Raw genomic sequence first — 26,452 nt, forward strand, 5'->3', positions numbered from 1 at the left:
CCCCCCCCCCCCCCCCCCCCCCCCCCCCCCCCCCCCCCCCCCCCCCCCCCCTCCCTCCCCCCCCCCCCCCCCCCCCCCCCCCCCCCCCGATCCGCGCGCGAGACGGCGGTGGATGCTTAGCTTAGCTTAGCTTAGCTTAGCTTAGCTTAGCTTAGCGCTTGCGCAGCGGCGGCAGGTCGGTGCAGACGCCTTCGTACACTTCGGCGGCCAGGCCGATCGATTCGCCCAAGGTCGGGTGCGGATGGATGGTCTTGCCGATGTCGGTGCCGTCCGAGCCCATTTCAATGGCCAGGGCGATTTCGCCGATCATGTCGCCGGCGTGGGTGCCGACGATGCCGCCGCCGACGATGCGGTGGGTCTCGGCGTCGAACAGCAGCTTGGTGAAACCCTCGTCGCGGCCGTTGGCCACGGCGCGCGCGCTGGCCGCCCACGGGAACAGGCCTTTTTCAAGCTTGATGCCCTTGGCCTTGGCTTCGTCCTCGGTGATGCCGACCCATGCCACTTCGGGATCGGTGTAGGCCACCGACGGGATCACCTTGGCGTCGAAGTAGGCCTTCTGGCCTGCCGCGGCTTCGGCCGCGACGTGGCCTTCGTGCACCGCCTTGTGCGCCAGCATCGGCTGGCCGACCAGGTCGCCAATGGCGAAGATGTGCGGCACGTTGGTGCGCATCTGGCCGTCGACGTTGATGAAACCGCGGTCGGTGACGCTGACGCCGGCCTTGTCGGCCGCCAGTTTCTTGCCGTTCGGGCTGCGGCCAACGGCCACCAGCACCATGTCGTAGACCTGCGGCGCGGGCGCCACGGCGCCGGCTTCGGCCGCCTCGAAGGTCACTTTGATGCCTTCGGCGAGCGCTTCCACCGCGACCGTTTTGGTCTTGGTCATGATGTTGTCGAAGCGCTTCTCGTTGAACTTCTGCCAGACCTTGACCATGTCGCGGTCGGCGCCCTGCATCAGGCCGTCGAGCATTTCGACGACGTCGATGCGCGCGCCGAAGGTCGAGTACACCGTCGCCATTTCCAGGCCGATGATGCCGCCGCCGATGACCAGCATGCGTTTCGGGATGGCGCGCAGTTCCAGCGCGCCGGTCGAGTCGACGATACGCGGATCTTCCGGCACGAACGGCAGTTTGACGACGGCCGAACCGGCGGCGATGATGGCCTGTTTGAACTGCACCACTTGCTTGCTGCCGTCGTCGGCCGTCACTTCGATGTGGAACGGGCTGACGAACTGGCCGACGCCGCGCACCACGTTAACCTTGCGGCCCTTGGCCATGCCGCTCAGGCCGCCGGTCATCTTGTTGATGACTTTTTCCTTGTAGCTGCGCACCGCGTCGATGTCGATCTGCGGCGCGGCGAACGTCACGCCGTGCTTGGACATCGTGGCCGCCTCGTCGATCACGGCCGCCACGTGCAGCAGCGCCTTCGACGGGATACAGCCAACGTTCAGGCATACCCCGCCCAGCGTCGCGTAACGCTCGACGATGACGGTGTTCAGGCCCAGGTCGGCAGCGCGGAACGCGGCCGAATAACCGCCGGGACCGCCGCCGAGCACCATCATGTCGCATTCGATGTCGACCTTGCCGGTGTAGCTGCCGCCAACCGGCGCGGGCGCGCCGGCTACCGCCGCCGGAGCGGCGGCTGGCGCGGCTGCGGCGGGTGCCGCCGCCGCAGGTGCGGCGGCGGCAGGCGCGGCGGCTGCGCCGGCGCCCTCTTCCAGCACCAGCAACAACGAACCTTCAGCGATCTTGTCGCCGATTTTGACTTTCAATTCCTTGACCACGCCGGCGTGGCTGGCAGGGATTTCCATGCTGGCCTTGTCCGACTCGACCGTCACGAGCGACTGATCAACCTTGATCGTGTCGCCCACTTTGACCATCAACTCGATCACTTCCACTTCTTTGAAATCGCCGATATTGGGCACTTTCACTTCGATCGTACTCATCGCATACTCCATCGCTCCCCTCGCCGCCGTAACGGCCGCGCGGGGTAAAAAGAGGGATGCAGGCGGCGCCTCGGCGCTTCGCCTGCCCTAGATAGCGGCGCGGGCGGACCGCCCGTCAAGGCGGTGCGCCCGCGCCGGATTCACATCACAGCAGCGTCTTGCGCAGGTCGGCCAGCACTTCGCCCAGGTAGACGGAGAAGCGCGCGCCCATGGCGCCGTCGATGACGCGGTGGTCGTACGACAGCGACATCGGCATCATCAGGCGCGGCTGGAATGCCTTGCCGTCCCAGACCGGCTTCATGGCCGCTTTCGACAGACCCAGGATCGCCACTTCAGGGGCGTTGATGATCGGCGTGAAGGCCGTGCCACCGATGCCGCCCAGCGACGAGATGGTGAAGGTCGCGCCCTGCATGTCGGTCGGTTTGAGCTTGCCGTCGCGCGCCTGCGCCGACAATTCGCCCATCTCTTGCGCAATCTGCGCCACGCCCTTTTTGTCGGCGTCCTTGATCACCGGGACCATCAGGCCGTTCGGCGTGTCGGCCGCGAAGCCGATGTTGTAGTACTGCTTCAGGATCAGGTTTTCACCCTTGCCGTCGATCGACGCGTTGAAGGCCGGGTACTTTTTCAGCGCCGCGACGGATGCCTTGATGACGAAGGCCAGCATGGTCAGCTTGACCGCTTCCTTGTTTTTGGCGTTGCCGGCGTTGGTCGAGACACGGAAGCCTTCCAGCTCGGTGACGTCGGCTTCGTCGAACTGCGTCACGTGCGGGATCATCACCCAGTTGCGGTGCAGGTTCGGGCCGCTGATCTTCTTGATGCGCGACAGCGGCAGCAAGGTGGTTTCGCCGAACTTGCTGAAGTCCAGCGACGGCCATGGCAGCAGGTCCATGCCGACGCCCTTGCCCGCGGCCGCCACCGGCGCGGCGCCGCTGGCGACCGAACCGGCCATGACGCCCTTGACGAAATTCTGCACGTCTTCCTGCAGGATGCGGCTTTTCGGGCCGGTGCCCGGAACGCGCATCAGGTCGACGCCCAGTTCGCGGGCGAACTTGCGGATCGACGGCGAGGCGTGCGCCAGCGCGTTGCTTGGCGCGGCGGCGGGCGCCGCGGCCGGGGCCGGGGCCGCGGCCGGAGCTGCCGCTGGCGCCGCGGCCGCGGCCGCTGGCGCAGCCGGTGCCGGCGCGGCGGCTGGCGCCTCGGCCGAAGCTGCCGCGTCGCTGGTCTCCAAGATCAGCAGCAGGGAGCCTTCATGCACCTTGTCGCCGACCTTGACGCGCATTTCTTTCACTACGCCCGCATGGCTGGAGGGAATCTCCATGCTGGCCTTGTCCGATTCCACCGTGATGAGCGACTGGTCGACCTTGATGGTATCGCCCGGCTTGACCATCAACTCGATGATTTCCACTTCCTTGAAATCCCCGATATCCGGGACGTTAACTTCCACAATGCTCATAGCGTTTGCTCCGTTTTTCTATTCGTCAGAACCGCGTTATTGGGTGACCGGATTGGCTTTGTTCGGGTTGATGCCGTACTTGGCAATCGCCTGTTCCACCACCGAGACGTCGATCGAACCTTCGTCGGCCAGCGACTTCAGCGCGGCGACCGTCACATAATAGCGGTTCACTTCAAAGAACTCGCGCAGCTTGGCGCGGCTGTCGGAGCGGCCGAAACCGTCGGTGCCCAGCACTTTGTAGATGCGGCCCTTCGGCACGAACGCGCGGATCTGTTCGGCGAAGGCGCGCATGTAGTCGGTGGTGGCGATGATCGGGCCGCTGGTGTTTTGCAGGCACTCGGTAACGTACGGCACGCGCTGGGTCTGGGACGGGTTGACCATGTTCCAGCGTTCGGCGTCCTGGCCGTCGCGGGCCACCAGGGTCAGCGACGGCGCCGACCAGACGTCGGCGGCAATGCCCCAGTCAGCTTGCAGCAGTTCGGCGGCGAACATCGATTCGCGCAGGATGGTGCCCGAGCCGATCAGTTGTACGCGCAGCTTGGCTTCCTTGTCGCCTTCCGAGAACAGGTACATGCCTTTCAGGATGCCTTCTTCCTGGCCCGGCTTGATACCCGGCTGCGGGTAGTTCTCGTTCATGATCGTGATGTAGTAGAACACGTCTTCCTGGTTGGCGATCATGCGGCGCAGGCCGTCCTGGATGATGACCGCGACTTCATGGCTGAAGGTCGGGTCGTACGGCAGGCAGGTCGGGATGGTCGCGGCGACGATATGGCTGTGGCCATCTTCGTGCTGCAAGCCTTCGCCGTTCAGCGTGGTGCGGCCGGCGGTGCCGCCCATCAGGAAGCCGCGTGCGCGCATGTCGCCGGAAGCCCACACCTGGTCGCCGATGCGCTGCATGCCGAACATCGAGTAGAAGGTGTAGAACGGGATCATGATGCGGTTGTTGGTCGAATACGAGGTCGCCGCGGCGATCCACGAGCTCATGCCGCCCGCTTCGTTGATACCCTCTTGCAGGATCTGGCCGGCCTTGTCTTCGCGGTAGTACATGACCTGGTCTTTGTCGACCGGCTCGTACAACTGGCCTTTCGGGTTGTAGATGCCGATCTGGCGGAACAGGCCCTCCATACCGAAGGTGCGCGACTCGTCGACCAGGATAGGCACGACGCGCTGGCCCAGGTTCGGATCCTTCAGCAGGGTCGAGATCACGCGCACGAACGCCTGCGTGGTGGAGATTTCGCGGCCTTCGGGGGTCGCTTCCAGCACGTTCTTGAACGCCGACAGCTCAGGCACCGGCAGGGTTTCCTCGGCCTGCTGGCGGCGCTGCGGCAGGTAGCCGCCCAGGGCCTTGCGGCGCTCTTGCAGGTAGATCATTTCCGGCGCGTCGTCGGCCGGCTTGAAGAACGGGATGTCGGCCAGCTGGTCGTCCGGGATCGGCAGCGAGAACCGGTCGCGCATTTCGCGGATCGCCTCGTCGTCGAGCTTCTTGGTCTGGTGCGCGGTGTTGCGCGCTTCGCCGGACTTGCCCATGCCGTAGCCCTTGACGGTTTTCACCAGCAGGACGGTTGGCTGGCCCTTGTGTTCCTGGGCGATCTTGAAGGCGGCGTAGATCTTGTGCGGATCGTGGCCGCCGCGGGTCAGGCGCCAAATGTCATCGTCGCTCATGTTGGCGACCATTTCCAGCAGCTTAGGATGCTTGCCGAAGAAGTGTTTGCGCACGAAGGCGCCGTCCTTGGCCTTGTAGTTCTGGTACTCGCCGTCGACGGTTTCCATCATCACGCGCTGCAGGATGCCTTCCTTGTCCTGCGCCAGCAAGGCGTCCCAACCCGGACCCCAGATGACCTTGACGACGTTCCAGCCGGCGCCGCGGAACTCGCCTTCCAGTTCCTGGATGATCTTGCCGTTGCCGCGCACCGGGCCGTCCAGGCGCTGCAGATTGCAGTTGACCACGATGACCAGGTTGTCCAGTTCGTCGCGCGCGGCCAGGCCGATCGCGCCCAGCGATTCCGGCTCGTCCATCTCGCCGTCGCCGCAGAACGCCCACACCTTGCGGTTGTCGGTCTTGGCGATGCCGCGTGCGTGCAGGTATTTCAGGAAACGCGCCTGGTAGATCGCCATGTGCGGGCCCAGGCCCATCGACACGGTCGGGAACTGCCAAAAGTCCGGCATCAGCTTCGGATGCGGGTACGAGGACAGGCCCTTGCCGTCGACTTCCTTGCGGAAGTTCAGCAACTGGTCTTCCGTCAGGCGGCCTTCCAGGAAGGCGCGCGCGTAGATGCCGGGCGAGGAATGGCCCTGGATGTACAGCAGGTCGCCGCCGTGCTCTTCGGTCGGGGCGTGCCAGAAATGGTTGAAGCCGATGCCCAGCATGTTCGCCAGCGAGGCAAAGCTCGACAGGTGGCCGCCCAGGTCGCCGTCGGCGCGGTTGGCCTTGACCACCATCGCCATCGCGTTCCAGCGCATCCACGAGCGCAGGCGCTCTTCGTATTCCAGGTTGCCCGGGCAATGCGTTTCGAGGTGGGTGGGGATGGTGTTGACGTAGGCGGTGGTGCTGGAAAATGGGATTTGGGCGCCGCGGCGGCGCGCCAGGTCGACCATGCGTTCCATCAGGTAATGGGCGCGTTCAGGGCCCTCGTTTTCCAGCACGGCTTCAAGCGCGTCTAGCCATTCCTTGGTTTCCTGCATATCTGGGTCCTGCGCGACTAACGCCGTAACCTGGTCGAGTTGAGCTGACATTTGGTGAGTCTCCTTTATAAGCGCCCCACCAAGATACCCGATCGCTGGTGGACGGCATTTCGCTGATTATTTACCAATACCCTAAATTAGTCTGGGGATTCTAACAGGCTATTCCATATTTTTCAAATTACGATACGTCTTTTCACATTGTGAAATTACCCCATGGGATTTATGCTGCGCCGCCGCATTTATTCTCCAGAAATCGGCGCCGGCGCGGCTGAAAACGCGGTCGAAGGGGCGCGCCGGCTTTATAATCTCGGTTTACCTATCACCACCAGCCAAAAACCATGCCAGCTCAACTGATCGACGGAATCCTGCTCTCCCAAACACTGCGCGGCGAAATCGCCGTGCGCGCCAGCGCCCTGACCGCCAAGGGTAAACAGCCCGGCCTGGCCGTGATCCTGGTGGGCGAAGACCCGGCCAGCCAGGTGTACGTGCGCAACAAGGTCAAGGCTTGCGGCGACGTCGGCTTCCATTCGGTGTTGGAAAAATACGCGGCGGACCTGTCGGAGGCGGCGTTGTTGGAGCGCATCAACGCGCTCAACGCCGACCCGGCCATCCACGGCATCCTGGTGCAGATGCCGCTGCCCAAGCACATCAACCCGCACAAGGTTATCGAGGCGATCTCGACCTCGAAGGACGTCGACGGCTACTCGGTGCTGAGCGCCGGCGAACTGCTAACCGGCCTGCCGGGCTTTCGCCCCTGCACCCCGTACGGCTGCATGAAACTGATTGAAAGCACCGGCGTCGACCTGCGCGGCAAGCACGCCGTCGTCATCGGCCGCAGCAACACCGTCGGCAAACCGATGGCGCTGCTGCTCTTGCAAGCGAACGCCACCGTGACCATATGCCATAGTGCGACGCCGGACTTGGCGCACCACACCCGCGGCGCCGACGTCATCGTCGCCGCCGTCGGACGGCGCAACACGCTGACGGCGGACATGGTCCGTCCCGGCGCGATCGTCATCGATGTCGGCATGAACCGCGACGATAACGGCAAGTTGTGCGGCGACGTCGATTTCGACGGCGTCAAGGAGCTGGCCTCGCACATCACCCCGGTGCCGGGCGGCGTCGGTCCGATGACGATCACGATGTTGCTGATGAATACCGTCGAAGCGGCGGAACGCGACTAAACTTACACTGCGCCGCGCCCGCCGTGCGGGGCGCGCCGACGACCACTAGGACACACTGATGACTACACAAAACCCTTTGCTGGACTTCTCGGGCTTGCCGCGTTTTGATGCGATCAAAGCCGAACACGTCACCCCCGCCATCGACCAGTTGCTCGCCGACAGCGCCGCCGTCGTGGCGGAGCTGGAAGCGCCGATCGCCCAAGTGACGTGGGAAAACTTCGTCGCGCCGCTGGAAAACGCCACCGAGTTGCTGGGCCGGGCATGGGGCATCGTCAGCCATCTGAACAACGTCGTCGACACGCCCGAGCTGCGCGCCGCCTACAACGAAAACCAGCCGAAAATCACCGAATTCTGGACCGCGCTGGCCCAGAACGAGGAAATGTTCGCCAAATACAAGCTGCTCAAGGCCGGGCCGGGCTACCCCGCCCTGTCGGCGCCGCGCCAGCGCATTATCGACAACGCCATCCGCGACTTCCGCATGGGCGGCGCCGAGCTGGCCGAGGAAAAGAAGGAACGCTTCGCCGAGATCCAGGAAGAACACGCCGGCGTGTCGACGCGTTTTTCCGAGAACGTGCTCGACGCCACCAACGACTTCAAGCTGCTGGTGGCCGACGAGGCCGAGCTGGCCGGCGTGCCCGACGACGTCAAGCAAGCGGCCCGCGCCGCCGCCGAGAAGGACGGCAAGAGCGGCTTCCTGTTCACGCTGCACTTCCCGTCCTACTTCCCGCTGTTGCAATTTGCCGACAACCGCGCGCTGCGCGAGAAGATTTACCACGCCAACGCCACCAAGGCGTCCGACATGGGCAGCGACTTCAGCGAAAAGGACAAGTGGGATAACGGCCAGAACATCGTCACTTTGCTGAAACTGCGCGACGAAGAAGCCAAAATGCTCGGCTACAAGAACTTCGCCGAAGTCTCGCTGGTGCCGAAGATGGCGCAAAGCCCCGAGCAAGTCATCACCTTCCTGGAAGACCTGGCCACGCGCGCCCGCCCCTACGCCGAGCAAGACCTGGCCGAGCTGCGCGCCTTCGCCAAGGACGAGCTGGGTTTGGAGCAGCTGCAAGCCTGGGACATGCCGTACGCGTCGGAAAAGCTGCAGGAGCGCCGCTACGCCTTCTCCGCCCAGGAAGTGAAGCAATACTTCCCCGAACATAAAGTCATCGACGGCCTGTTCCGTCTGGTGCAAACGCTGTTTTCGGTGTCCATCGCCGTCGATACGGCGACCACCTGGCACCCGGACGTGCGCTTCTTCCGCATTGAAAAAGACGGCCAGCTGGTCGGCCAGTTCTACCTCGACCTGTACGCGCGCAGCGGCAAGGGCGGCGGCGCCTGGATGGACGACGCCCGCGGCCGGCGTGTTGAAGAAGGCGGCACGGTGCAAACACCGGTCGCCTATCTGACCTGTAACTTCACCGAACCCGCCGTCATCGACGGCAAAGTACAGCCATCGCTGTTCACCCACGACGAAGTCATCACGCTGTTCCACGAGTTCGGCCACGGCCTGCACCACATGCTGACCCGGGTCGACGAGATCGGCGTGTCCGGCATTTCCGGCGTCGAATGGGACGCCGTCGAACTGCCGTCGCAGTTCATGGAAAACTTCTGCTGGGAATGGGAAGTGCTCGAACACATGACCTCGCACGTCACCAGCGGCGCGGCGCTGCCGCGCGCGCTGTACGACAAAATGCTGGCGGCGCGCAACTTCCAGTCCGGCCTGCAAACGCTGCGCCACGTCGAATACTCGCTGCACGACATGCACCTGCATTACGACTACGATCCGCAGAGCGCGAAAAGCGTGCAGGACGTTGTCGACGAGGTGCGCGGCAAGTTCTCGGTGATGCCGCCGCCGGCCTACAACCGCTTCCAGAACTCCTTCGGCCACATCTTCGCCGGCGGCTACGCGGCCGGCTACTACAGCTACAAGTGGGCCGAAGTGTTGTCCGCCGACGCCTACGGCGCCTTCGAGGAGGCGGCTGCGCTGGGCGGCGGCATCCTGTCGGCGGAAACCGGGCGGCGCTTCCAGGAAGAAATTTTGGCGGTCGGTGGTTCGCGCCCGGCGCTGGAGTCGTTCACCGCCTTCCGCGGCCGCGAGCCGAGCATCGACGCCTTGCTGCGCCACAGCGGCATGGCGGCCTGAGTGTCAATTTTGTAATGAGCATCATCGAACCGGGAGGGCGCGCGCCATGAACTTGCGAACGAGGTGGACAATCGGCGCCCTGCTGCTGGCCTGCGCCGGCGCGGCCGACGCCCAGGTATACAAGTGGAAGGACGCCAAGGGCGTGACCCACTTCAGCGATACGCCGCCGCCGGCCGCGACCGCCAAGGTCGAACTCAAGTCCTTCGGCGGCGGCGCGGCGGCGGCGGCGTTGCCGTTCGAACTGGCCGAGGCGGCCAAAAACCACCCGGTGACGCTGTACACCACCGAGCAGTGCGAGGCCTGCGACCAGGGCCGCGCCATGCTGCGCGCGCGCGGCATTCCGTTCGCGGAAAAAACCGTCGGCAGCGCCGCCGACCAGGCCGCGCTGAAGCAGGCCGGCGGCGCCTCGCAATTGCCCTTGCTGTTGGTGGGGCGGAAAAAATACACCGGCTTCGAGCAGGGCGCCTGGGACGGCGCGCTGAGCGCGGCCGCCTACCCGGCCCAGCGCATGCTGCCGGCCGGCTACCGGCAGGCGCCGGCGACGCCGGCGGCGCCGCGCCCGCAGCCGGTCGACACCGAGGCGAAGGCGGCGGCCGCCGCCGAGCAGGGGCGCCGCGACCAGGCGCAAGAAGCCAAACCCGCCGGCGACTTCCAATTCTAGCGCCCTGACAAGCTCGACCGGTTAAAATCGGCGCTGCGGGTCGGCGCGCCAGACCCCCACGCCATCTCTGCATCCCTGATTACTATGACACGCATCGACTTCCATACCAACGTCCCCGACAAGATCGCCTACGCCTGCCGCCTGGCGCGCAAGGCCTATATGGCGCGCAACCAGGTGGTACTGCTGGCCGAGGACGCCGAGCAACTGGCGGCGCTGAACGCGGCGCTGTGGAGCCTGTCCGAGACCGACTACCTGCCGCACGTGCTGGCCGGCGATGCGCTGGCGGCGGAAACGCCGATCGTGCTGACCGACAGCGACGCCGCCGCCCTGCCGCACCACGACATCCTGGTCAACCTGTCGCGCCGCCAGCCGGCGCATTTCGCCAGCTTCGCGCGGGTCTTCGAAATCGTCTCGGCCGATGCGGACGACGCCGAGGTGGGACGCCAGCGTTACAAGTCCTATAAACAGCAGCAATACCAGCCCAGCCATTTCGTGGCGAACCAGCCATGAGCTACCAGCCGGCCTTCGACGCCAGCATCCCGGTGCTGACCGAAGTGCTGGGCGACGCCGTCGAGGCGGCGCCGGCCGGGTCCGCGCGCAAGGTGCCGGCGCCGACCGTCGACACCGGCGAGCGGCTCGAACAAGAGGCGCTGCGGCAGTGGAGCGACCAGGACTGGCACGTGCTGGAGCGGCGCCTGTCGGAACGCATCCTGCACCAATTGCAGGGCCGCGTCGACTTCGTGCTGGAGCAGCGCATCAAAGACTGCATGGCCGAGGCGCTGCAGCGCGCGCTGGCGGACCTCACCGGCGAACTGCGCAAAGGCCTGCAACACACCATCGAAGACATCGTCGCGCGGGCCGTGAGCCAAGAGCTGACGCACCTGCGAACCCTGAAAAAATAGCCCGCCCGCGACTTATCTCGTAGGTCGGATTAGCGAAGCGTAATCCGACAATGCGCCGCCACGCACGCAGCAAAACCAAGGCGCCGCGAACGCAAACGCCAACCAGCGGCAACGAGCCAGGGTCACGCCGTTGGTTTAAACGAATTCAACGGCGCGCCAATCAAGGCTTCAGCAAACAAGGCATCAACTTCCCCCACACGTCGCTCTGCGTCGCCACCACATCCTGCGCGCCGGTATAGCGGGGCAATATATGCCAGTCCCACTGCACGAACGACCTGTGGCGCGGGTCGACCAGCATCGACATCCCGGCGAACTGCCCTTTCAACTCGTCCTTATTGACCGTCAACAATTGCGCACCGTCGCGCAAGGACTGGCGATTCAACGCCACACCGGCGCGCTCGGCGATATCCTCCAACCAGCGCACGCGCCAGCGTGCTTGCTCGTCAAACTCCGCGACCGGCGGGCGATCCAGATTGACCCGGGCCACAACCTCGGCGCCGTCCTGGGATAGCAATTGGTACGTCATACGTTGCGGCACCGTGGCCCAATACCGCTCGCCCTGAACCTCGATGCCATAGCCACCGAAGACATCCTTGGATATGGACACCAGCTCCCCTACGCCGAAAGACGGCCGCAGGCATTCTCCATGGCGCTGCGCCACCACGCTCAGCGCGGCCTGCTCGTTCTTGCCGTGCCCGAGCATCGGCAAGGTTAAACACGCGCCGGCGAGAAACCGACGGGCAATGCGGATAGCGGCGGATTGGTGCGAGATCATTTTGCTTTTTCTATAATAGTTAAGTGAAACTGTATATTACCTGACAAGTGTAACGGCCTTGCGCGGCACAAGCCGTCCATTCTCCCGCCCGTCGCTGCAGCGTGCATGCGTTCTCGGCATGGCCTTCAAGCCTGCAATGCCCGCCACCAGCAGCCGGCCACTGGCAACCACGGCGAGGCTGGTTGCCCTGCTCGATTGCGCTTCGGCCAGGTTCAAGAGCGCCATGCCCGCCTTGCCGAATGTTTCATCGAGCCTGCCGTCGGCTTGAAAGCGCGCGATCGTCACGACGTCGCTATCGGGCAGTTCGAGCCGGCCCGCCGCGACCACTTTGCCGGCCTGCGCCACGGCGCCCGTCCAGCTATGCCGGCCGTCCGCGCCGCCAGTGCCCGGCCACGCGGGATGGTTCGACGTGAAATCGTCGTAGGACTTCGGTTGCGCGCTGAGCGTGACGATGCGCTCTTCGTAGACTGCCACGGTCGCGCCGCCGGCAAGCGGCACCAACTCCACCGGCGCCCCTTGCAGCACGCTGCGCGCCGAATGTTCGAACGATTTATCGGGAGTGAACTGGAGGTTGAGCTGTGAGGCGCAGTGGTCGCTGCCGACTTGTATGCTGATTTGGCCCGGGGAGTCGTCGAGGCGGACCTGATTCGAGCGGACCCCGCCGATTTCCTGGCTGACGATGCCCGACAGGTAGCGGTCGCCCGGCAAGCGGCTGACGTGGCTGAAGCTGGGCGGCGGCGTGGTACCGCCGTGCACGGCGCCGGGGATAATCGGCTTGTCCGGATCGTTGCCGTGGAAGCTAACGCGGCACATTGTGCCAACCCGCAGCGGAAAAAACGCGCCGAACCGCGCCCCGGCCCAGAAGGGCTTCGGCCGCAGCCAGGCCGAGTCGTCCGGGGTGACGCCCTCGGCGGGCGCCGGCGAGCCGGCGCGCTCCTCCCGGCGCAAGCCCGGGAAGCGCACCTGCACCCGCCCCTGCTCGTCGCAGTGGACCGCTTCGCCGGGCGGGCCGCCGTCGGACTCGCCCTCGACGGCCTCGTCGACGATGCCGCAGACCGAGCGCAGCCCGCCGGTGTCGGTGACGAACTGCACCTCGACCGGCATGGCGATGAGTTGCTTAAGCGGCAGGCCGGCCGTGGCGGCCACGCACAGCAGCCGGTATTCGATGCCGCCGCAGATGGTTTCGACGCCGCTGACGTGCTTGACGAGCAAGAGGTCGTCGCGCGCGCCCCCTTTGGCCCCCAGGCGCAGGCGAATCGGACGGTTCGCTTCGCTCAGGCGCGGCGGCGCGCCGCTTCGAAACTTCGATGTCATGGCGGCCATCCTTCGTCTCGGCAACATGCATGAAGGAACAAATCGTGTTCCCATACTGGAAATTGTAGAATGTTCTCGCTAAGCAATTGTTGCCGCCAATCAACCATGTCCGTGAAAATTCGCGAACGCGCTTTGCGCACACCGGGGTTTTGTTGTACCGTGCTGGCCTCATACAATCGTTGCGACGGCGTTCACGAGACGCCACAGTTTTCTATCCCATTGGAGGTGTTTATGTTGTTCAAGACTAAGTTCCTTCCCCTCGCCATCGCCATGGCCTTCGCCGGCAACGCAGGCGCGCAAGAAGTCGTCAAAATCGGCCACGTTGCGCCAATCTCGGGCGCCAGCGCCCATCTGGGCAAGGACAACGAAAACGGCGCCAAGATGGCGATCGAGGAATTGAACGCGGGCGGCTTCAAGATCAACGGCAAGGTCGTCAAGTTCGTGCTGCTGACCGAGGACGACGCCTCCGATCCGAAACAGGGCACGGCCGCCGCGCAGAAGCTGGTCGACGCCAAAGTCAACGGCGTCATCGGCCATTTGAATTCGGGCACCACGGTGCCGGCATCGAAGATCTACTTCGATGCCGGTATTCCGCAAATCTCGCCGTCGGCGACGACGCCGCAGTACACCAAGCAAAAATTCAACACGGCCTTCCGCGTGGTGGCCAACGACAACAAGCTGGGCGGCACGCTGGGCCGTTACGCCGTTGACAAGCTGCAGGCGAAGCGCATCGCCATCGTCGACGACCGCACCGCCTACGGCCAGGGCGTCGCCGAGGAGTTCGTCAAGGGCGCCAAGGCCAAGTTCCCGGGCGTGCAAATCGTCGGCAAGGAATTCACCAACGCCAACGCCACCGACTTCAACGCGATCCTGACCTCGATCAAGGGCAAGAAACCCGACCTGGTCTTCTTCGGCGGCATGGACGCGGTCGGCGGCCCGATGCTGCGCCAGATCAAGTCGCTGGGCATGAACGTGCGCTTCATGGGCGGCGACGGCATTTGCACCGAGTCGCTGGCGAAGCTGGCCGGCGACGGCGCCGGCGACGGCATCGTCACCTGCGCGGAAACCGGCGGCGTGATGGGCGATCAGCAAAAGGTGATGGACAACTTCATCGCCCGCTACAAGAAGAAATACAACAGCGACGTGCAGCTGTACGCGCCGAACGTCTACGACGCCGTGATGACGATGGCGACCGCGATGGCGGACGCGAAGTCGGCCGAGCCGGCCAAGTACCTGCCGTTCCTGGCCAAGGTCAAGTACGCCGGCGTGACCGGCCCGATCGCCTTTGACGCCTTCGGCGATATCAAGGACGGTTCCATGACCTTGTACACCTACAAGGGCGGTAAGAAGACCAAGGTGGAAGTGGTTAAGTAAGACTTTTCAACCAAGGGCGTGACCCCGGCGGCTCCTCGCCTTTGGGTTTAATCGGGTTGCCGGCCCATTTGCAGGAAAAAGCGCGTCGAGCTGTCGGCGCGCTTTTTTTTCGCCTGCACGCCCGGGAATGGCGAATTTCATCAAAAAAACCTGCGCGGACGCTTTGAAATTTCCATATTTTATTGTACCTTTCTGCACCTGCGCCAAATATTAGTGCCGCGCAAATGCCCGCGCCGCTGTTTTTCTGTCAAATTGGAGATGTTTATGCTGTTTAAAGTTAAGTTCCTTCCTCTCGCCATTGCCCTGGCCTTCTGCGGTAGCGCCGCGGCGCAGGAAATCGTCAAAATCGGCCATGTCGGTCCGATTTCCGGCGGCATCGCGCATCTGGGCAAAGACAACGAAAACGGCGCCAGGATGGCGATCGAGGAATTGAACGCCAAGGGCTTCAAGATCGACGGCAAGGCCGTCAAGTTCGTACTGCTGACCGAAGACGACGCCGCCGATCCGAAACAGGGCACGGCCGCCGCGCAGAAGCTGGTCGACGCCAAAGTCAACGGCGTGATCGGCCATTTGAATTCGGGCACCACGGTGCCGGCATCGAAAATTTACTTCGACGCCGGCATTCCGCAAATTTCGCCGTCGGCGACGACGCCGCAGTACACCAAGCAAAAATTCAACACGGCCTTCCGCGTGGTGGCCAACGACAACAAGCTGGGCGGTACGCTGGGCCGTTACGCCGTTGACAAGCTGCAGGCGAAGCGCATCGCCATCGTCGACGACCGCACCGCCTACGGCCAGGGCGTCGCCGAGGAGTTCGTCAAGGGCGCCAAGGCCAAGTTCCCGGGCGTGCAAATCGTCGCCAAGGAATTCACCAGCGCCAACGCGACCGACTTCAACGCGATCCTGACCTCGATCAAGGCCAAGAAGCCCGACATGCTCTTCTTCGGCGGCATCGACGCCGTCGGCGGCCCGATGCTGCGCCAGATGAAGGCGCTGGGCATCACGGCCAAGTTCATGGGCGGCGACGGCCTGTGCACCGAATCGATGCCGCGCCTGGCCGGCGACGGCCTGGGCGAAGGCAATGTGACGTGCGCGGAAGCGGGCGGCATCATGGACAGCAGCCAGAAATCGATGGAAGATTTCGTCGCGCGCTACAAGAAGAAATACGCTATCGACGTGCAGATCTACGCGCCCTACACCTACGACGCGGTGATGACGATGGCGACCGCGATGGCGAACGCGAAGTCGGCCGATCCGGCCAAGTACCTGCCGTTCCTGGCCAAGGTGAAGTATGTCGGCGTGACCGGCCCGATCGCCTTCGACGCCAACGGCGACATCAAGGACGGCGCGCTGACCTTGTTCACGTTCAAGGGCGGCAAGAAGGTCAAGATGGAAGTGGTGAAGTAATAGCGGAGGGCTGGCCGGCGGCGCGCGGCCGGCACCCGCGTATAAAAAAAGCGCGCTGGCTTTGGCCAGCGCGCTTTTTTTCGTCTCGCGGCACAGATTATTTCTGCGCCAGCACCCATTTCACCAGTGTGTGGGCTTCGGCCTCACTCACTTGCGGATTCGCCGGCATTGGGATCGCGCCCCATGCGCCGGAGCCGCCCTTCAAAACTTTTTGCACCAGTTTGTTCTCGGCGTCTTTTTGACCCGCGTACTTGGCCGCGACATCTTTGAGGGCCGGGCCCACCAGTTTGCTGCCGACCGCATGGCAAGCCATGCAGTTTTTTGCTTTTGCCAAGTCGGCGTTGGCAAGCGCAGCCTGCGAAGCGAATGCGGATACCATCAACACACCAACCATCATGGAACGTTTCATTGTATTCTCCAAATTAACTAACGGCATTCTACCGTGTTTTCAAATCCGGGCCGTATCGGCATTGTGAACTAAACGTGCTGTTGCGCGGCCTCGTTGACAGCGCCGGTAATATTACTCCCAAAGCCCGGTTTTCTTTGTAAGATGATGTAACCGCAGGAGCCGTCGATGCCTATCATTCTAGTAATTGTTTCACTGTGTCTGTTGCGTTACTTCGAGGTCTGGCGCTTCGCCGACGTGTCCTGGTGGTGGATCGTCGGCCTGATGGCGCTCGCCTTCATCTGGTTCGAGTTCATCGAATCGATGCTGGGACTGGACAAGCGCAAGGCCCACAACGTCGACGAGCAACGCCGCAAGGAGCGCGTCAAGCAATCCTTCGACAAGCGCAAGTAGCAGCTGCAGCCCGGGTGGCGGGCCAAGTGTAACCCGCCACGCCGGCGCGGCGCATCACGCCGGCGTGATGCGAATCAACGCTTCAGTTGCGACAGGTCGCGCACGGCGCCGCGGTCGGCCGAGGTGGTCAGCGCGGCGTAGGCTTGCAGCGCCTGCGAGACGAAGCGCTCGCGGCCCAGCGGCAGCCAGGCGTCGGCGCCCTTCGCCTCCATGGCGATGCGGCGCGCGGCCAGTTCGGCGGCGTCGATGCGCAGGTTGATGCTGCGCTGCGGGATGTCGATGTCGATCATGTCGCCCTCTTCCACCAGGCCGATGGCGCCGCCCTCGGCCGCTTCCGGCGAGGCGTGGCCGATCACCAGCCCCGACGAGCCGCCCGAGAAGCGCCCGTCGGTGAACAGCGCGCACGCCTTGCCCAGGCCCTTGGACTTGATGTACGAGGTCGGGTACAGCATCTCTTGCATGCCGGGGCCGCCTTTCGGGCCTTCGTAGCGGATGATGACGACGTCGCCGGCGTTGACGGTATCGGCCAGAATCGCCTCGACGGCGGCGTCCTGGCTTTCAAACACCCGCGCCTTGCCGCTGAATTTCAGAATGCTTTCGTCGACGCCGGCGGTCTTGACGATGCACCCCTTTTCCGCCAGGTTGCCGTACAGGACGGCCAGGCCGCCGTCCTTCGAGTAGGCGTGCGCCAGGTCGCGGATGCAGCCGCCGGCGCGGTCCAGGTCCAAGGTTTCAAAGCGCGACGACTGCGAGAACGCCACCTGGGTCGGCACGCCGCCGGCGGCGGCGCGGAACAGCTCGCGCACGGCCGGCTCGTCGGTCTGGGTGACGTCGAAGCTGGCGATGGCCTCGCCCATGGTCTTGCTGTGGATCGTCGGCAGGCTGGTGTCGAGCAGGCCGGCGCGCGCCAGTTCGCCCAGGATGCCCATGATGCCGCCGGCGCGGTGGACGTCTTCGATATGGTATTTGTCGGTCATCGGCGCCACTTTGCACAGGCACGGCACCTTGCGCGAAATGCGGTCGATGTCGGCCATCGAGAACTCCACCTCGGCTTCGTGCGCCGCCGCCAGCAGGTGCAGCACGGTGTTGGTCGAGCCGCCCATCGAGACGTCGAGCGCCATCGCGTTCTCGAACGCGGCCTTGGTGGCGATGTTGCGCGGCAGCACCGAGGCGTCGTCCTGCTCGTAGTAGCGCTTGGCCAGGTCGACGATCAGGCGGCCGGCGCGCAGGAACAGCTCCTTGCGGTCGGAATGGGTGGCGACGATGGTGCCGTTGCCCGGCAGCGCCAGCCCCAGCGCCTCGGTCAGGCAGTTCATCGAGTTGGCGGTGAACATGCCGGAGCAGGAGCCGCAGGTCGGGCAGGCGGCGCGTTCGATCTCGGCCACGTCGGCGTCGCTCACCGAGCTGTCGCCGGCCTTGATCATCGCGTCGATCAGGTCGAGCTTGATGATTTTCCGGGCGCCGTCGACCACCTTGATGATCTTGCCGGCCTCCATCGGCCCACCGGAGATGAACACCACCGGGATGTTGATGCGCAGCGCCGCCATCAGCATGCCCGGCGTGATCTTGTCGCAGTTGGAGATGCACACCATGGCGTCGGCGCAGTGGGCGTTGACCATGTATTCGACCGAATCGGCGATCAGGTCGCGCGAGGGCAGCGAGTACAACATGCCGCCGTGGCCCATGGCGATACCGTCGTCGACGGCGATGGTGTTGAATTCCTTGGCGACGCCGCCGGCCGCCTCGATCTCGCGCGCGACCATCTGGCCCAGGTCCTTCAGGTGGACGTGGCCGGGCACGAATTGGGTGAAGGAGTTGACCACGGCGACGATCGGTTTGTCGAAATCGCCGTCCTTCATGCCGGTGGCGCGCCACAGCGCGCGCGCGCCTGCCATGTTGCGGCCGTGGGTGGTGGTGCGGGAGCGGTAGACTGGCATGATAGACTTTCCAAAAAGGTATTGTTGCCTGACGAACCCGGCGGCGGCGCCGGCGCTACGGGCAGTTGCATAGTCGGCGGCCGGCAGCCGGGCTTGTCGCGGTGCGTGTGGGTGTACCAGATTGCCTTGCCGGCGCCGCCCTGTCAAATATATCATTCGCATGACTGTGAGTCGAAAAACATATCACAGGATGAATTATTAATAGAAACGCATATCGATGAACCTTGAGCTGCGCCAATTGCGCTATTTCGTTACCGTCGCCGAGGAATTGCACTTCGGCCGCGCCGCCACGCGCCTGCACATGACCCAGCCGCCGCTGTCGCAAACCATCCAGGCGCTCGAAGAGCTGCTGGGCGCGGCGCTGTTCGTGCGCAGCCGGCGCGAGGTCAGCCTGTCGCCGGCCGGCCAGGCGCTGCTGCCGGAGGCGCGGCGCATGCTGGAACAGTCGCAGCGGCTGCCCGAGCTGGTGCGCCGCGCCGCCGCCGGCGAGGCCGGCCGGCTGTCGCTGGCCTTCGTCTCGTCGGCCGACTACAGCGTGCTGCCGCCGTTCCTGCGCGCCTACCGCGCCGCCTACCCGCAGGTGCAGATCGGCCTGCGCGAGGCCACCTCGGACGTCCAGCTCGACGAATTGCTGCTTGGGCGCATCGACGCCGGCCTGCTGATCCCGCCGCTGCCGGAACGCGCCCGGGTCGAGCTGGACTACCTGCCGGTACTGTCGGAGCCCCTGATCCTGGCGGCGCCGGCGGGGCTGGAGGCGCTCAAGGCGCCCGGGCCGGTGGCGCTGGCGGCGCTACCGCCGCTGGCGCTGATCATTTTCCCGCGGGCCATCGCGCCGGCGCTGCACGACGCCATCGTCGGCGTCTTCCGCGCCGCCGGCATCACGCCGGAGATCGGCCAGGAGGCGATCCAGATGCAAACCATCGTCGGCCTGGTATCGGCCGGCATGGGCATCGCACTTGTGCCACAATCCGTGTCGAACCTGATGCGCCCCGGCGTAGAATACCGACCTCTGGCGGACCCGACCCCGCTGGTCGAAACCGGCCTGGCCTGGCGCCGCGACAACCGCTCGCCGGTGCTGCGGGGCTTTTTGGAATTACTGAGAAAGAATACACAATGCTGATCCACCCGATGCCCGACCCCATCGCCATAGCCATCGGCCCGCTGCAAGTGCACTGGTACGGCCTGATGTACATGGTCGCCTTCGCGCTGTTCATCGCGCTGGGCCGCGTGCGCATCAAGCAGGCGCACATCGCCGCGCAACACTGGACCAAGGAGGACCTCGACGACATGCTGTTCTACGGCGTGCTGGGGGTGGTGATCGGCGGGCGCCTGGGCGAAGTGCTGTTCTACCGCCCCGCCTTCTTCCTGGCCAACCCGCTGGAAATCCTCATGGTCTGGCACGGCGGCATGTCCTTCCACGGCGGCTTCCTCGGCGTCATGCTGTCGATGTGGTTGTGGGCGCGCAAGTCCGGGCGCAATCTGTTCGACGTCTACGACTTCATCGTGCCGCTGGTGCCGCTGGGCTACGCCGCCGGACGCATCGGCAACTTCATCAACGCCGAGCTGCCGGGCCGCACCGCGCCGGACGGTTTGCCGTGGGCCATGCAATGGCCGGGCGTGGCGCTGCCGGTGCACCCGTCGCCGCTGTACCAGGCGCTGGTCGACGGCGTGCTGGTGTTCGCCATCCTGTGGCTGTTTTCGCGCCAGTCGCGCCCGCGCATGGCCGTCGGCGGCATGTTCACGCTGCTGTACGGTTGCGCGCGCTTCTTCACCGAATACTTCCGCGTGCCCGACTACGAGGTCACCTTCGCCGGCATGACGATCAGCTCCGGCCAGATGCTGTCGCTGCCGATGATCGCCGGCGGCCTGCTGATGCTGTTGTGGGCCTACAAGCGCAACGTCACCGGCGGCGCGCCGGCGCGCGCCTAAAAGAGCGAGAGCGCTCAGGCGCGGCGGGCGTGAGCGTGCACCGCCGGGAAACGGGAGTTCACCAGTTCCTCGGCGTAGCGCGCGCTGTGCTCGACGGTTTCAAAGCTGAGCGTGGCGCCGACATAAAACAGCTGGTCCTTGCCTTGCAGCGCCTCGACCCGCTCGTAGAAGCCGTCGCGCAAGGCCGCGCTGCCGACGTGCGGAAAGTAGTCCCATTCCCGGCGCAGGGCCAACGCGCCGAATTGGCCGCCCTGCGCCGCGACGTCCTGCGCCAGCGTGGCGTTGAGCTGGTCGAGCGTGGCCGCCCAGTCGGCCAGTTGCCAGCCGATGTAGGCCGGCACCGAGGGATCGCGGTTGGACCAGGCGTTGACGTGGTTGGCGCGCGCGGCGTGCGCATTACCGTGGAAGAAAAGAAATTCGCCGGTGGCCAGGCCGGTCGCGCTGAACAGGTTGACGACATAGCGGTGGCTGCGCACTTGCGAAAACAGCGCCTCCTCCTCCTCGTCCAGGCGCAGGAAATGGCCCACCACATTGAGCGGCGCGGAAACGATCAGCGCGTCGAATTCGTATTGCCGGCTGCCGTTGACGGTCACTTGCAGCGGGCCGCCGGCGCGCCGCGCATCGCGGGCAACGGCGGTCACGTCGGCGCCCAGTTGCACGTCAAGGTCCCCGGCCAGCGCGTCCCATATCCCTTGAAAGCCGTTCGGGAACATATAAAACGCGCCCGGCTCCAAACCGTTCGGACCGCCCGGCTTGAGCAGCCAGCCAATCAATTTCATGAAATACAGCGCCGGCGTGCTGTCGTAGTAGCCGTAGCCGAAGCCTATCAGCGCGCTGCGCGCCTGCTCGGCGACCGCGGTGAAGCCGTGTTTCGCGGCAAATTGGTCGAACGGCAGGTACAGGTCGCTCGGCAGCGAGGCGAAACCATTCTGGCCGACGGCGCCAAAGCGCTCCAGCGCGGCCGCGTAGTGGCGCACCGCCGAGGCGATCTCGTCGGCGCTGTAGCGGCTGGCCAGGAAGGCGGCGCCGGCATGGCGCCCGCCGTGTTCGTCAAGGATGTTCTGGCCCACCGCGTACGGCGCGTACGGGATGCCGTAGCGGTCGGCCAAGCCCAGCACCAGCTTGCATTCGGTCGAGGCCAGCACCGCGCCCAGCTCGGCCACGGCCGCGCCCCGGCGCAGCGAATGGACCTTGCCGCCGACCCGCTCGCTCTTTTCAAAGACCGTCACGTTGTCGTAGCCCAGCCGGCGCAGACTGTCCGCCGCCGTCAACCCCGACGGGCCGGCGCCGACCACGGCAATACGGGACGACCTGGATGGCGGCGCCGCCGCGCCGCCGTTGAACTGTTCGCCGAATACCATTTCTGGCTCCTTTATCGAGTTGTTTTGCCGGATAGCTAAGCCGTTTTGTGACGCCGGTCTTGCACCTGCGAGATTGCGCCCATGCCGGGCGCGCAAAAAAACCGCCCGCTGCCAGGCGGTCTGCCGCACGCGGCAAGCCGGCCGTTTTACGCGGCTTTCTTCTCGTCGCGCAATTCGCGCCGCAAAATTTTGCCGACGTTGGTCTTCGGCAGTTCCTCACGGAATTCGATAAATTTCGGTTTCTTGTAGGCGGTAAATTGCGTTTTGCAAAAGTCCATCAACTGCTCGGCCGTCAGCGCCGGATTCCTGCGCACCACGAACAGTTTGATCGCCTCGCCGGAATGCTGGTCGGGCACGCCGATGCAGGCGCATTCGAGCACGTCGGGATGGCCGGCGATGACGCCTTCGATTTCGTTCGGGTAGACGTTGAAGCCGGACACCAGGATCATGTCCTTCTTGCGGTCGACGATGCGGGTATAGCCGCGTTCGTCCATGATGCCGACGTCGCCCGATTTGAAGTAGCCGTCGGCCGTCATCACCTTCGCCGTTTCCTCCGGATTGTTCCAGTAGCCGGCCATCACCTGCGGCCCGCGAATCGCGATTTCGCCGGGCTGTCCCTGCGGCACCGGCAGGCCGTCGTCGTCCAAAATGGCGATTTCGGTCGACGGAATCGGCAAGCCGATGGTCCCGGAGAAGGCGGTGGCGTTGGCCGGGTTGCTGGTCGCGCCGGGCGAGGTTTCAGACAGGCCGTAGGCTTCCAGGATGGGGCAGCCGGTCACTTTCAGCCAGCGTTCGTTGACCGCCTGCTGCACCGCCATGCCGCCGCCCAGCGAAATCTTCAGCGCGGAAAAATCGAGGCTGGCGAAGTCGGCGTTGTTGAGCAGGCCGTTGTACAAGGTATTCACGGCGGGCAACATGTTGAACTTGTATTTGCGCAGTTCCTTGACGAAGCCCGGGATGTCGCGCGGATTCGGGATCAGGATGTTCATGCCGCCCCAGCGCGTGCCCATCAGGCTGCACGCGGTCAGCGCGAAGATATGGTACAGCGGCAGCGCGCAGACGATGGTTATCGCCTCGACCCGTGGCGCCTTGTCCAGCGCCGGCTGGATCCACACGTCGTTTTGCAGCACGTTGGCGATCACGTTGCGGTGCGTCAGCGTGGCGCCTTTCGAGACGCCGGTGGTGCCGCCGGTGTATTGCAGGAAGGCGACGTCGGCGTGGTTCAGCTCGACCTTGGCCAGCGGCATGCGCGCCCCCTGCGACAGCGCTTGCTTAAAACCGACCGTGTTCGGCAGCGCGAACGCCGGCACCATCTTCTTCACGTTGCGCACCACGAAGTTGACGACCGCGCCTTTGAGCGCGCCCAGCATTTCGCCCATGTTGGCGACGATCACATGCTTGATCCCGGTCTTGCCCAGCACCTGCTCCAGCGTGGTGGCGAAATTTTCCAGGATGATGATGGCTTCGGCGCCCGAGTCGCGCAACTGGTGTTCCAGTTCGCGCGGCGTGTACAGCGGATTGACATTGACGACGGCAAAACCGGCGCGCAGGATGGCGGCGACGGCGATCGGATATTGCAGCACATTGGGCATCATCACGGCGACGCGCGCGCCCTTTTGCATGCCCCGGCTCTGCAACCAGGCCGCCAGCTTCTTCGAATAGTCGTCCAACTGGGCGTAGGTGAGGAAGGTATCCATGCACACGTAGGCGTTGCGCGACGCGAACTTTTCGAACGATTCTTCCAGCAAGTGCACCAGCGAGCGGTACTGCGCGGGATCGATTTCTGCCGGAACGCCCTGCGGATACGATTTCAACCAGATTTTTTCCATCGTCTGCCTCATGTTTTAATTGTAGTGGAGCGGAGTATTGGCAAATGAATGCCAAGTAAATTCCGTCAAATAAAAGAACGAGTGTTCTATTTATTTACCGTCAATCTTATCGATTCGCACGATTGTTAGCAAGTTCTCAATGGAAATGACAGCCAGACGTGGTATCAACCAGACAAAATTCGGACGCGACCTTGATCTAGCTCAAACACGCACTAGCCGGTCCGCTTCGATCCACGCCAGCACCGAGGCGGGAAACGGCGGAGAAGCGGCCTTCTGGCCCAGCGCCGCATAGGTCTGCTCGCTGCTGACGATGCCTCCACTGCCGACTATCGCGCCCTTCGCGTGGCCCTGCGCCATGACCTGCCCCCCCTGCAAGAACTCGAAACGCATATAACTCCAGCGCGCGTCCCAGCAAGGCATCGAAAAGCGCAGCGTGTAGCGCCGGAACGGTTTCAAGCCGCGGCGGAAGGAAATCAGCGAACCGCCCAGCATCGGGCGCCAGCCGTGTCGCCACGCCAGTTTCAGGAAGCCGGCGCGGCTCAGGTATTCGACCAGGGCCAGGTCGATGATGGTCATGTAGCGCCCGTTGTTCATATGGCCGTTCAAGTCCAGATCGTTGGGCCAGACCCGCAGCGTCATCTCGATCGTGTCGCCGATCAGGATGGGCGGCTTGAAGCGGGCGCGCCACCAGACCCACAGCAGGCGGAAATACAGGTTCATCGGCGCGGCCCCCTCGGGCAGGCCATCCGGCGCGCCGTCATGCCGGGATCGCGGCGGCGGCGCCGGCCGGACGGGCGACGCCGGCGTCGGGCCGCGGACCTTGCAGTTTGCGCTTGATCGCGCCGGCAACCTGCCGCAGCGCGGCCTGGGTGCGCGGTTCCAGGAAGGCGTCGACAAAGGCCGCCACCGGCAGCGCGTCGACGTCGGCGAAGGCGTCGCGCAGGTCGGCGCGGGCGATCGCGCGGGTCGACAGCATCGCGTGGCGCGGCAGGGCCAGCAGGCTGAGCAGCTTGTCCCTGGCGCGCGCCACCACCTCGTCCGGCGCCGCCAATTCGTCCACCAGGCCCAGCGCCAGCGCGCGGGCCGGGTCCAGCAGGCTGCCGGACACCAACATACGCTCGGCGCCCAGCGGTCCGACCGCGCGCCGCAGCGCCAGTTGGAAACAGTCCGGCAGCGTGACGCCGGCGCGCACTTCGTTGAGGCCGATGCCCCAGTCGCCGCGCGCCATGATGCGGTAGTCGGAAAACAAGGCCAACAAGGTGCCGGCGGCAACACAGTGGCCGCCGATGGCCGCCACCACCGGCATGGGTGCCAGCGCCATGCGCGCGGCCAGCGTAAACACCTCGGTCCAGTAATCGCGCACCGCCGCCGCGTCGCCGTCGAGCAGGGCAATGACGTCGATGCCGGAGGAAAAGATGCCGGGCACGCCGGACAGGATGACGCCTTGCCGGCCGGCGGCGGCGGCGTCGCTGAAGGCGCCGTTGAGCGCACGCAGCGACGCCACGTCCATCGCGTTCACCGGCGGCGCCGCGAGCCGGAATTCGACGATGTGCTCGCCGTGCGGGATGATGTCTATCATTTGATCCACCAATTAAAAACGTTGAGTTGTACGGGGAAACGGAGCGCGGCGCGCGGCGCGCGGCGGCGCCACGGCCTAGGCGAATCCGGTTTAATCGATGATTTTGTATTTCTGGCACCATTCGCGCACGTCGCGGAAGCGCGCCTCGTTCAGCCGCAGGTTGTTCGGCGAATTGCGGATCTCCTTGATTTTTTCGGTGTCGCCGATCGCGATCGGAAACTCGAAGGAGGTGAAGCGGGCGATTTCCGGCATGTAGGTATATTCATCGAGCAGGAACACGTAACCCTTCTTGAAAAAATCGCTGACTTCATCGATTTCGCCCGCCGGCGCGTTGGCGAAGTAGTTTTCGGCGACGTGGCGCGCGAAGGCGATATGCCGCAATTCTTCCGTGTGGTGTTCGCGGAACATGGTTCGCGTCAGCGGGTCGATGATGTCGTGCTGGGTCTGGTAGATCGAATTCAGCTCGGCGAACCACTCGATCAGCAAATTCCAGATAATCCCGTAGACCGGATGTTTGCCGGCCAACTGGTCTTCGAATTTCGAGAAATTCGGGATGTTTTCGGGATGGCTCCACAACGGCAGTTTTGCCGTCTCCAGATAGCGCCGGAACATCAGCGTATGGACGATTTCCTCGCGCGAAAAGATCATCAGATATTCGCGCACATCGTCGGACAGGCCGCCATGGTATTTATTCACATAGCCGACATACAACTCCGGCAAGGATTGCTCCAGCCAGATGAAATAGGACACGTCCCTTGCCGTTTCAAGCCACAGCACTTCGCTGCGCTGCGCCGGGGTCAGCGCGTCCCAGTACGGGGTGCCGTACAACCACCCGGCTTCTTCAATTTTGGGTGGCTTGTTCAAATCGACGCCATCAGCCCACGGCACGACGGTATCGAGTTGCAATAAATTGCGGTGCGACGCGTTAATCAAAGTCTTAACTGTCTTATGGCTCTTTTCATTCAATACCATTGGATTTTGTTTATAAACTTCCACTGCGCTGGTCTCTGTATTCATTCAAGATCTCCGGTTAGTTATTCCGCCTTGTTTAGCGGAAAATTTATAATTGAGTCTTGATGGTACTGAGGTTTCATCGTGACTATTCAGCCTGAGCGTACAGCGTAGAAAGTTGTTGTAAACGAATCGTGGATAACGCATCATGCGTGCATGCCACCAAAACCGCCCCG

General features: G+C 64.1%; 23 protein-coding genes. 11 read left to right on the forward strand and 12 right to left on the reverse strand.

Annotated elements, in window-relative coordinates; all coding sequences use genetic code 11:
- Positions 1–151: 151 nt before the first annotated feature.
- The 3 genes from lpdA to aceE all read right to left on the reverse strand — a co-directional run bounded on the left by lpdA (position 152) and on the right by aceE (position 6,128).
- Positions 152–1,942, reverse strand: a complete 1,791-nt coding sequence (lpdA, locus tag ACFDR9_RS18310) for a dihydrolipoyl dehydrogenase (protein ID WP_409031923.1) — start codon at positions 1,940–1,942, stop codon at positions 152–154.
- A gap of 145 nt (positions 1,943–2,087) precedes the next feature.
- Complete coding sequence (gene aceF / locus ACFDR9_RS18315; protein WP_409031924.1) at positions 2,088–3,395, reverse strand: dihydrolipoyllysine-residue acetyltransferase; 1,308 nt, start codon at positions 3,393–3,395, stop codon at positions 2,088–2,090.
- A 36-nt stretch (positions 3,396–3,431) separates the two neighbouring features.
- Complete coding sequence (gene aceE / locus ACFDR9_RS18320; protein WP_409031925.1) at positions 3,432–6,128, reverse strand: pyruvate dehydrogenase (acetyl-transferring), homodimeric type; 2,697 nt, start codon at positions 6,126–6,128, stop codon at positions 3,432–3,434.
- 162 nt (positions 6,129–6,290) lie between these two features.
- Here aceE and ACFDR9_RS18325 point away from each other — a divergent pair, with 162 nt between their 5' ends.
- The 6 genes from ACFDR9_RS18325 to ACFDR9_RS18350 all read left to right on the forward strand — a co-directional run bounded on the left by ACFDR9_RS18325 (position 6,291) and on the right by ACFDR9_RS18350 (position 10,961).
- On the forward strand, positions 6,291–6,431 hold the full coding sequence (locus ACFDR9_RS18325) for a hypothetical protein (RefSeq protein ID WP_157406613.1): 141 nt from the start codon (positions 6,291–6,293) through the stop codon (positions 6,429–6,431).
- Positions 6,416–7,261: a bifunctional methylenetetrahydrofolate dehydrogenase/methenyltetrahydrofolate cyclohydrolase FolD gene (gene folD, locus ACFDR9_RS18330; protein ID WP_017877031.1), complete on the forward strand. Its 846-nt coding sequence runs from the start codon at positions 6,416–6,418 to the stop codon at positions 7,259–7,261. Before ACFDR9_RS18325 ends, folD begins: the two co-directional genes overlap by 16 nt.
- A 58-nt stretch (positions 7,262–7,319) precedes the next feature.
- A complete protein-coding gene (locus ACFDR9_RS18335) occupies positions 7,320–9,398 on the forward strand; it encodes a M3 family metallopeptidase (protein WP_026132952.1) in 2,079 nt (692 codons plus the stop codon).
- Between the two features lie 46 nt (positions 9,399–9,444).
- Entirely contained in the window at positions 9,445–10,059 is a 615-nt protein-coding gene (locus tag ACFDR9_RS18340; RefSeq protein ID WP_409031926.1) for a DUF4124 domain-containing protein, read from the forward strand.
- 84 nt (positions 10,060–10,143) lie between these two features.
- Positions 10,144–10,569 (forward strand): DNA polymerase III subunit chi, encoded by a 426-nt coding sequence (locus ACFDR9_RS18345; protein WP_409031927.1) that lies wholly within the window; start codon positions 10,144–10,146, stop codon positions 10,567–10,569.
- Complete coding sequence (locus ACFDR9_RS18350) at positions 10,566–10,961, forward strand: hypothetical protein (protein ID WP_409031928.1); 396 nt, start codon at positions 10,566–10,568, stop codon at positions 10,959–10,961. Before ACFDR9_RS18345 ends, ACFDR9_RS18350 begins: the two co-directional genes overlap by 4 nt.
- Positions 10,962–11,121: 160 nt before the next feature.
- Here the strand turns inward: ACFDR9_RS18350 and ACFDR9_RS18355 are convergent, their stop codons facing one another.
- Both ACFDR9_RS18355 and ACFDR9_RS18360 read right to left on the reverse strand, forming a co-directional pair.
- Positions 11,122–11,736, reverse strand: a complete 615-nt coding sequence (locus ACFDR9_RS18355) for a hypothetical protein (protein WP_409031929.1) — start codon at positions 11,734–11,736, stop codon at positions 11,122–11,124.
- Between the two features lie 36 nt (positions 11,737–11,772).
- Complete coding sequence (locus tag ACFDR9_RS18360) at positions 11,773–13,050, reverse strand: type VI secretion system Vgr family protein (protein ID WP_409031930.1); 1,278 nt, start codon at positions 13,048–13,050, stop codon at positions 11,773–11,775.
- 231 nt (positions 13,051–13,281) lie between these two features.
- Here ACFDR9_RS18360 and ACFDR9_RS18365 point away from each other — a divergent pair, with 231 nt between their 5' ends.
- Together ACFDR9_RS18365 and ACFDR9_RS18370 are read left to right on the forward strand one after the other, a co-directional pair.
- Complete coding sequence (locus ACFDR9_RS18365) at positions 13,282–14,424, forward strand: branched-chain amino acid ABC transporter substrate-binding protein (protein WP_026132953.1); 1,143 nt, start codon at positions 13,282–13,284, stop codon at positions 14,422–14,424.
- 264 nt (positions 14,425–14,688) lie between these two features.
- On the forward strand, positions 14,689–15,831 hold the full coding sequence (locus ACFDR9_RS18370) for a branched-chain amino acid ABC transporter substrate-binding protein (protein ID WP_026132954.1): 1,143 nt from the start codon (positions 14,689–14,691) through the stop codon (positions 15,829–15,831).
- A gap of 97 nt (positions 15,832–15,928) precedes the next feature.
- Here ACFDR9_RS18370 and ACFDR9_RS18375 read toward each other — a convergent pair whose 3' ends face one another.
- Positions 15,929–16,240 (reverse strand): c-type cytochrome, encoded by a 312-nt coding sequence (locus ACFDR9_RS18375; protein ID WP_409031931.1) that lies wholly within the window; start codon positions 16,238–16,240, stop codon positions 15,929–15,931.
- 165 nt (positions 16,241–16,405) lie between these two features.
- Here ACFDR9_RS18375 and ACFDR9_RS18380 point away from each other — a divergent pair, with 165 nt between their 5' ends.
- A complete protein-coding gene (locus ACFDR9_RS18380; RefSeq protein ID WP_026132956.1) occupies positions 16,406–16,630 on the forward strand; it encodes a TIGR04438 family Trp-rich protein in 225 nt (74 codons plus the stop codon).
- A gap of 74 nt (positions 16,631–16,704) precedes the next feature.
- On the opposite strand, the gene ilvD is transcribed toward ACFDR9_RS18380, so the two are convergent.
- Positions 16,705–18,567: a dihydroxy-acid dehydratase gene (gene ilvD / locus ACFDR9_RS18385; protein WP_017877041.1), complete on the reverse strand. Its 1,863-nt coding sequence runs from the start codon at positions 18,565–18,567 to the stop codon at positions 16,705–16,707.
- A gap of 217 nt (positions 18,568–18,784) precedes the next feature.
- On the opposite strand from ilvD, the gene ACFDR9_RS18390 reads away from it, so the two are divergent.
- Positions 18,785–19,687, forward strand: coding sequence for a LysR family transcriptional regulator (locus ACFDR9_RS18390; protein ID WP_017877042.1), 903 nt, complete (start codon positions 18,785–18,787; stop codon positions 19,685–19,687).
- On the forward strand, positions 19,681–20,496 hold the full coding sequence (lgt, locus tag ACFDR9_RS18395; RefSeq protein WP_017877043.1) for a prolipoprotein diacylglyceryl transferase: 816 nt from the start codon (positions 19,681–19,683) through the stop codon (positions 20,494–20,496). The genes ACFDR9_RS18390 and lgt overlap by 7 nt, the downstream gene beginning before the upstream one ends.
- A gap of 14 nt (positions 20,497–20,510) precedes the next feature.
- Here lgt and ACFDR9_RS18400 read toward each other — a convergent pair whose 3' ends face one another.
- The 5 genes from ACFDR9_RS18400 to ACFDR9_RS18420 form a co-directional block, all read right to left on the reverse strand.
- On the reverse strand, positions 20,511–21,857 hold the full coding sequence (locus ACFDR9_RS18400) for an FAD-dependent oxidoreductase (protein ID WP_017877044.1): 1,347 nt from the start codon (positions 21,855–21,857) through the stop codon (positions 20,511–20,513).
- Between the two features lie 146 nt (positions 21,858–22,003).
- Positions 22,004–23,686, reverse strand: coding sequence for a long-chain-fatty-acid--CoA ligase (locus tag ACFDR9_RS18405; protein WP_017877045.1), 1,683 nt, complete (start codon positions 23,684–23,686; stop codon positions 22,004–22,006).
- A 201-nt stretch (positions 23,687–23,887) separates the two neighbouring features.
- Entirely contained in the window at positions 23,888–24,406 is a 519-nt protein-coding gene (locus tag ACFDR9_RS18410; protein ID WP_409031932.1) for a thioesterase family protein, read from the reverse strand.
- Between the two features lie 37 nt (positions 24,407–24,443).
- Positions 24,444–25,265, reverse strand: coding sequence for an enoyl-CoA hydratase/isomerase family protein (locus tag ACFDR9_RS18415; RefSeq protein WP_409031933.1), 822 nt, complete (start codon positions 25,263–25,265; stop codon positions 24,444–24,446).
- A gap of 90 nt (positions 25,266–25,355) precedes the next feature.
- On the reverse strand, positions 25,356–26,282 hold the full coding sequence (locus tag ACFDR9_RS18420) for a diiron oxygenase (RefSeq protein WP_409031934.1): 927 nt from the start codon (positions 26,280–26,282) through the stop codon (positions 25,356–25,358).
- Positions 26,283–26,452: the final 170 nt, after the last annotated feature.

This window comes from Janthinobacterium sp. CG_23.3 (assembly GCF_046115965.1).
Classification (GTDB): Bacteria; Pseudomonadota; Gammaproteobacteria; order Burkholderiales; family Burkholderiaceae_D; genus Janthinobacterium.

Excerpts from the sequence above, each read along its gene's own strand:
- ACFDR9_RS18325 (WP_157406613.1), top strand. The coding sequence starts at position 6,291 with ATGGGATTTATGCTGCGCCGCCGCATTTATTCTCCAGAAATCGGCGCC.
- ACFDR9_RS18355 (WP_409031929.1), bottom strand. The coding sequence starts at position 11,736 with ATGATCTCGCACCAATCCGCCGCTATCCGCATTGCCCGTCGGTTTCTC.
- ACFDR9_RS18340 (WP_409031926.1), top strand. The coding sequence starts at position 9,445 with ATGAACTTGCGAACGAGGTGGACAATCGGCGCCCTGCTGCTGGCCTGC.
- ACFDR9_RS18375 (WP_409031931.1), bottom strand. The coding sequence starts at position 16,240 with ATGAAACGTTCCATGATGGTTGGTGTGTTGATGGTATCCGCATTCGCT.
- ACFDR9_RS18415 (WP_409031933.1), bottom strand. The coding sequence starts at position 25,265 with ATGATAGACATCATCCCGCACGGCGAGCACATCGTCGAATTCCGGCTC.
- ACFDR9_RS18380 (WP_026132956.1), top strand. The coding sequence starts at position 16,406 with ATGCCTATCATTCTAGTAATTGTTTCACTGTGTCTGTTGCGTTACTTC.
- ACFDR9_RS18345 (WP_409031927.1), top strand. The coding sequence starts at position 10,144 with ATGACACGCATCGACTTCCATACCAACGTCCCCGACAAGATCGCCTAC.
- ACFDR9_RS18365 (WP_026132953.1), top strand. The coding sequence starts at position 13,282 with ATGTTGTTCAAGACTAAGTTCCTTCCCCTCGCCATCGCCATGGCCTTC.
- aceE (WP_409031925.1), bottom strand. The coding sequence starts at position 6,128 with ATGTCAGCTCAACTCGACCAGGTTACGGCGTTAGTCGCGCAGGACCCA.
- folD (WP_017877031.1), top strand. The coding sequence starts at position 6,416 with ATGCCAGCTCAACTGATCGACGGAATCCTGCTCTCCCAAACACTGCGC.
- ACFDR9_RS18400 (WP_017877044.1), bottom strand. The coding sequence starts at position 21,857 with ATGGTATTCGGCGAACAGTTCAACGGCGGCGCGGCGGCGCCGCCATCC.
- aceF (WP_409031924.1), bottom strand. The coding sequence starts at position 3,395 with ATGAGCATTGTGGAAGTTAACGTCCCGGATATCGGGGATTTCAAGGAA.
- ACFDR9_RS18370 (WP_026132954.1), top strand. The coding sequence starts at position 14,689 with ATGCTGTTTAAAGTTAAGTTCCTTCCTCTCGCCATTGCCCTGGCCTTC.
- ACFDR9_RS18335 (WP_026132952.1), top strand. The coding sequence starts at position 7,320 with ATGACTACACAAAACCCTTTGCTGGACTTCTCGGGCTTGCCGCGTTTT.
- lpdA (WP_409031923.1), bottom strand. The coding sequence starts at position 1,942 with ATGAGTACGATCGAAGTGAAAGTGCCCAATATCGGCGATTTCAAAGAA.
- ACFDR9_RS18390 (WP_017877042.1), top strand. The coding sequence starts at position 18,785 with ATGAACCTTGAGCTGCGCCAATTGCGCTATTTCGTTACCGTCGCCGAG.
- ACFDR9_RS18405 (WP_017877045.1), bottom strand. The coding sequence starts at position 23,686 with ATGGAAAAAATCTGGTTGAAATCGTATCCGCAGGGCGTTCCGGCAGAA.
- ACFDR9_RS18410 (WP_409031932.1), bottom strand. The coding sequence starts at position 24,406 with ATGAACCTGTATTTCCGCCTGCTGTGGGTCTGGTGGCGCGCCCGCTTC.
- ACFDR9_RS18360 (WP_409031930.1), bottom strand. The coding sequence starts at position 13,050 with ATGACATCGAAGTTTCGAAGCGGCGCGCCGCCGCGCCTGAGCGAAGCG.
- ACFDR9_RS18350 (WP_409031928.1), top strand. The coding sequence starts at position 10,566 with ATGAGCTACCAGCCGGCCTTCGACGCCAGCATCCCGGTGCTGACCGAA.
- lgt (WP_017877043.1), top strand. The coding sequence starts at position 19,681 with ATGCTGATCCACCCGATGCCCGACCCCATCGCCATAGCCATCGGCCCG.
- ACFDR9_RS18420 (WP_409031934.1), bottom strand. The coding sequence starts at position 26,282 with ATGAATACAGAGACCAGCGCAGTGGAAGTTTATAAACAAAATCCAATG.
- ilvD (WP_017877041.1), bottom strand. The coding sequence starts at position 18,567 with ATGCCAGTCTACCGCTCCCGCACCACCACCCACGGCCGCAACATGGCA.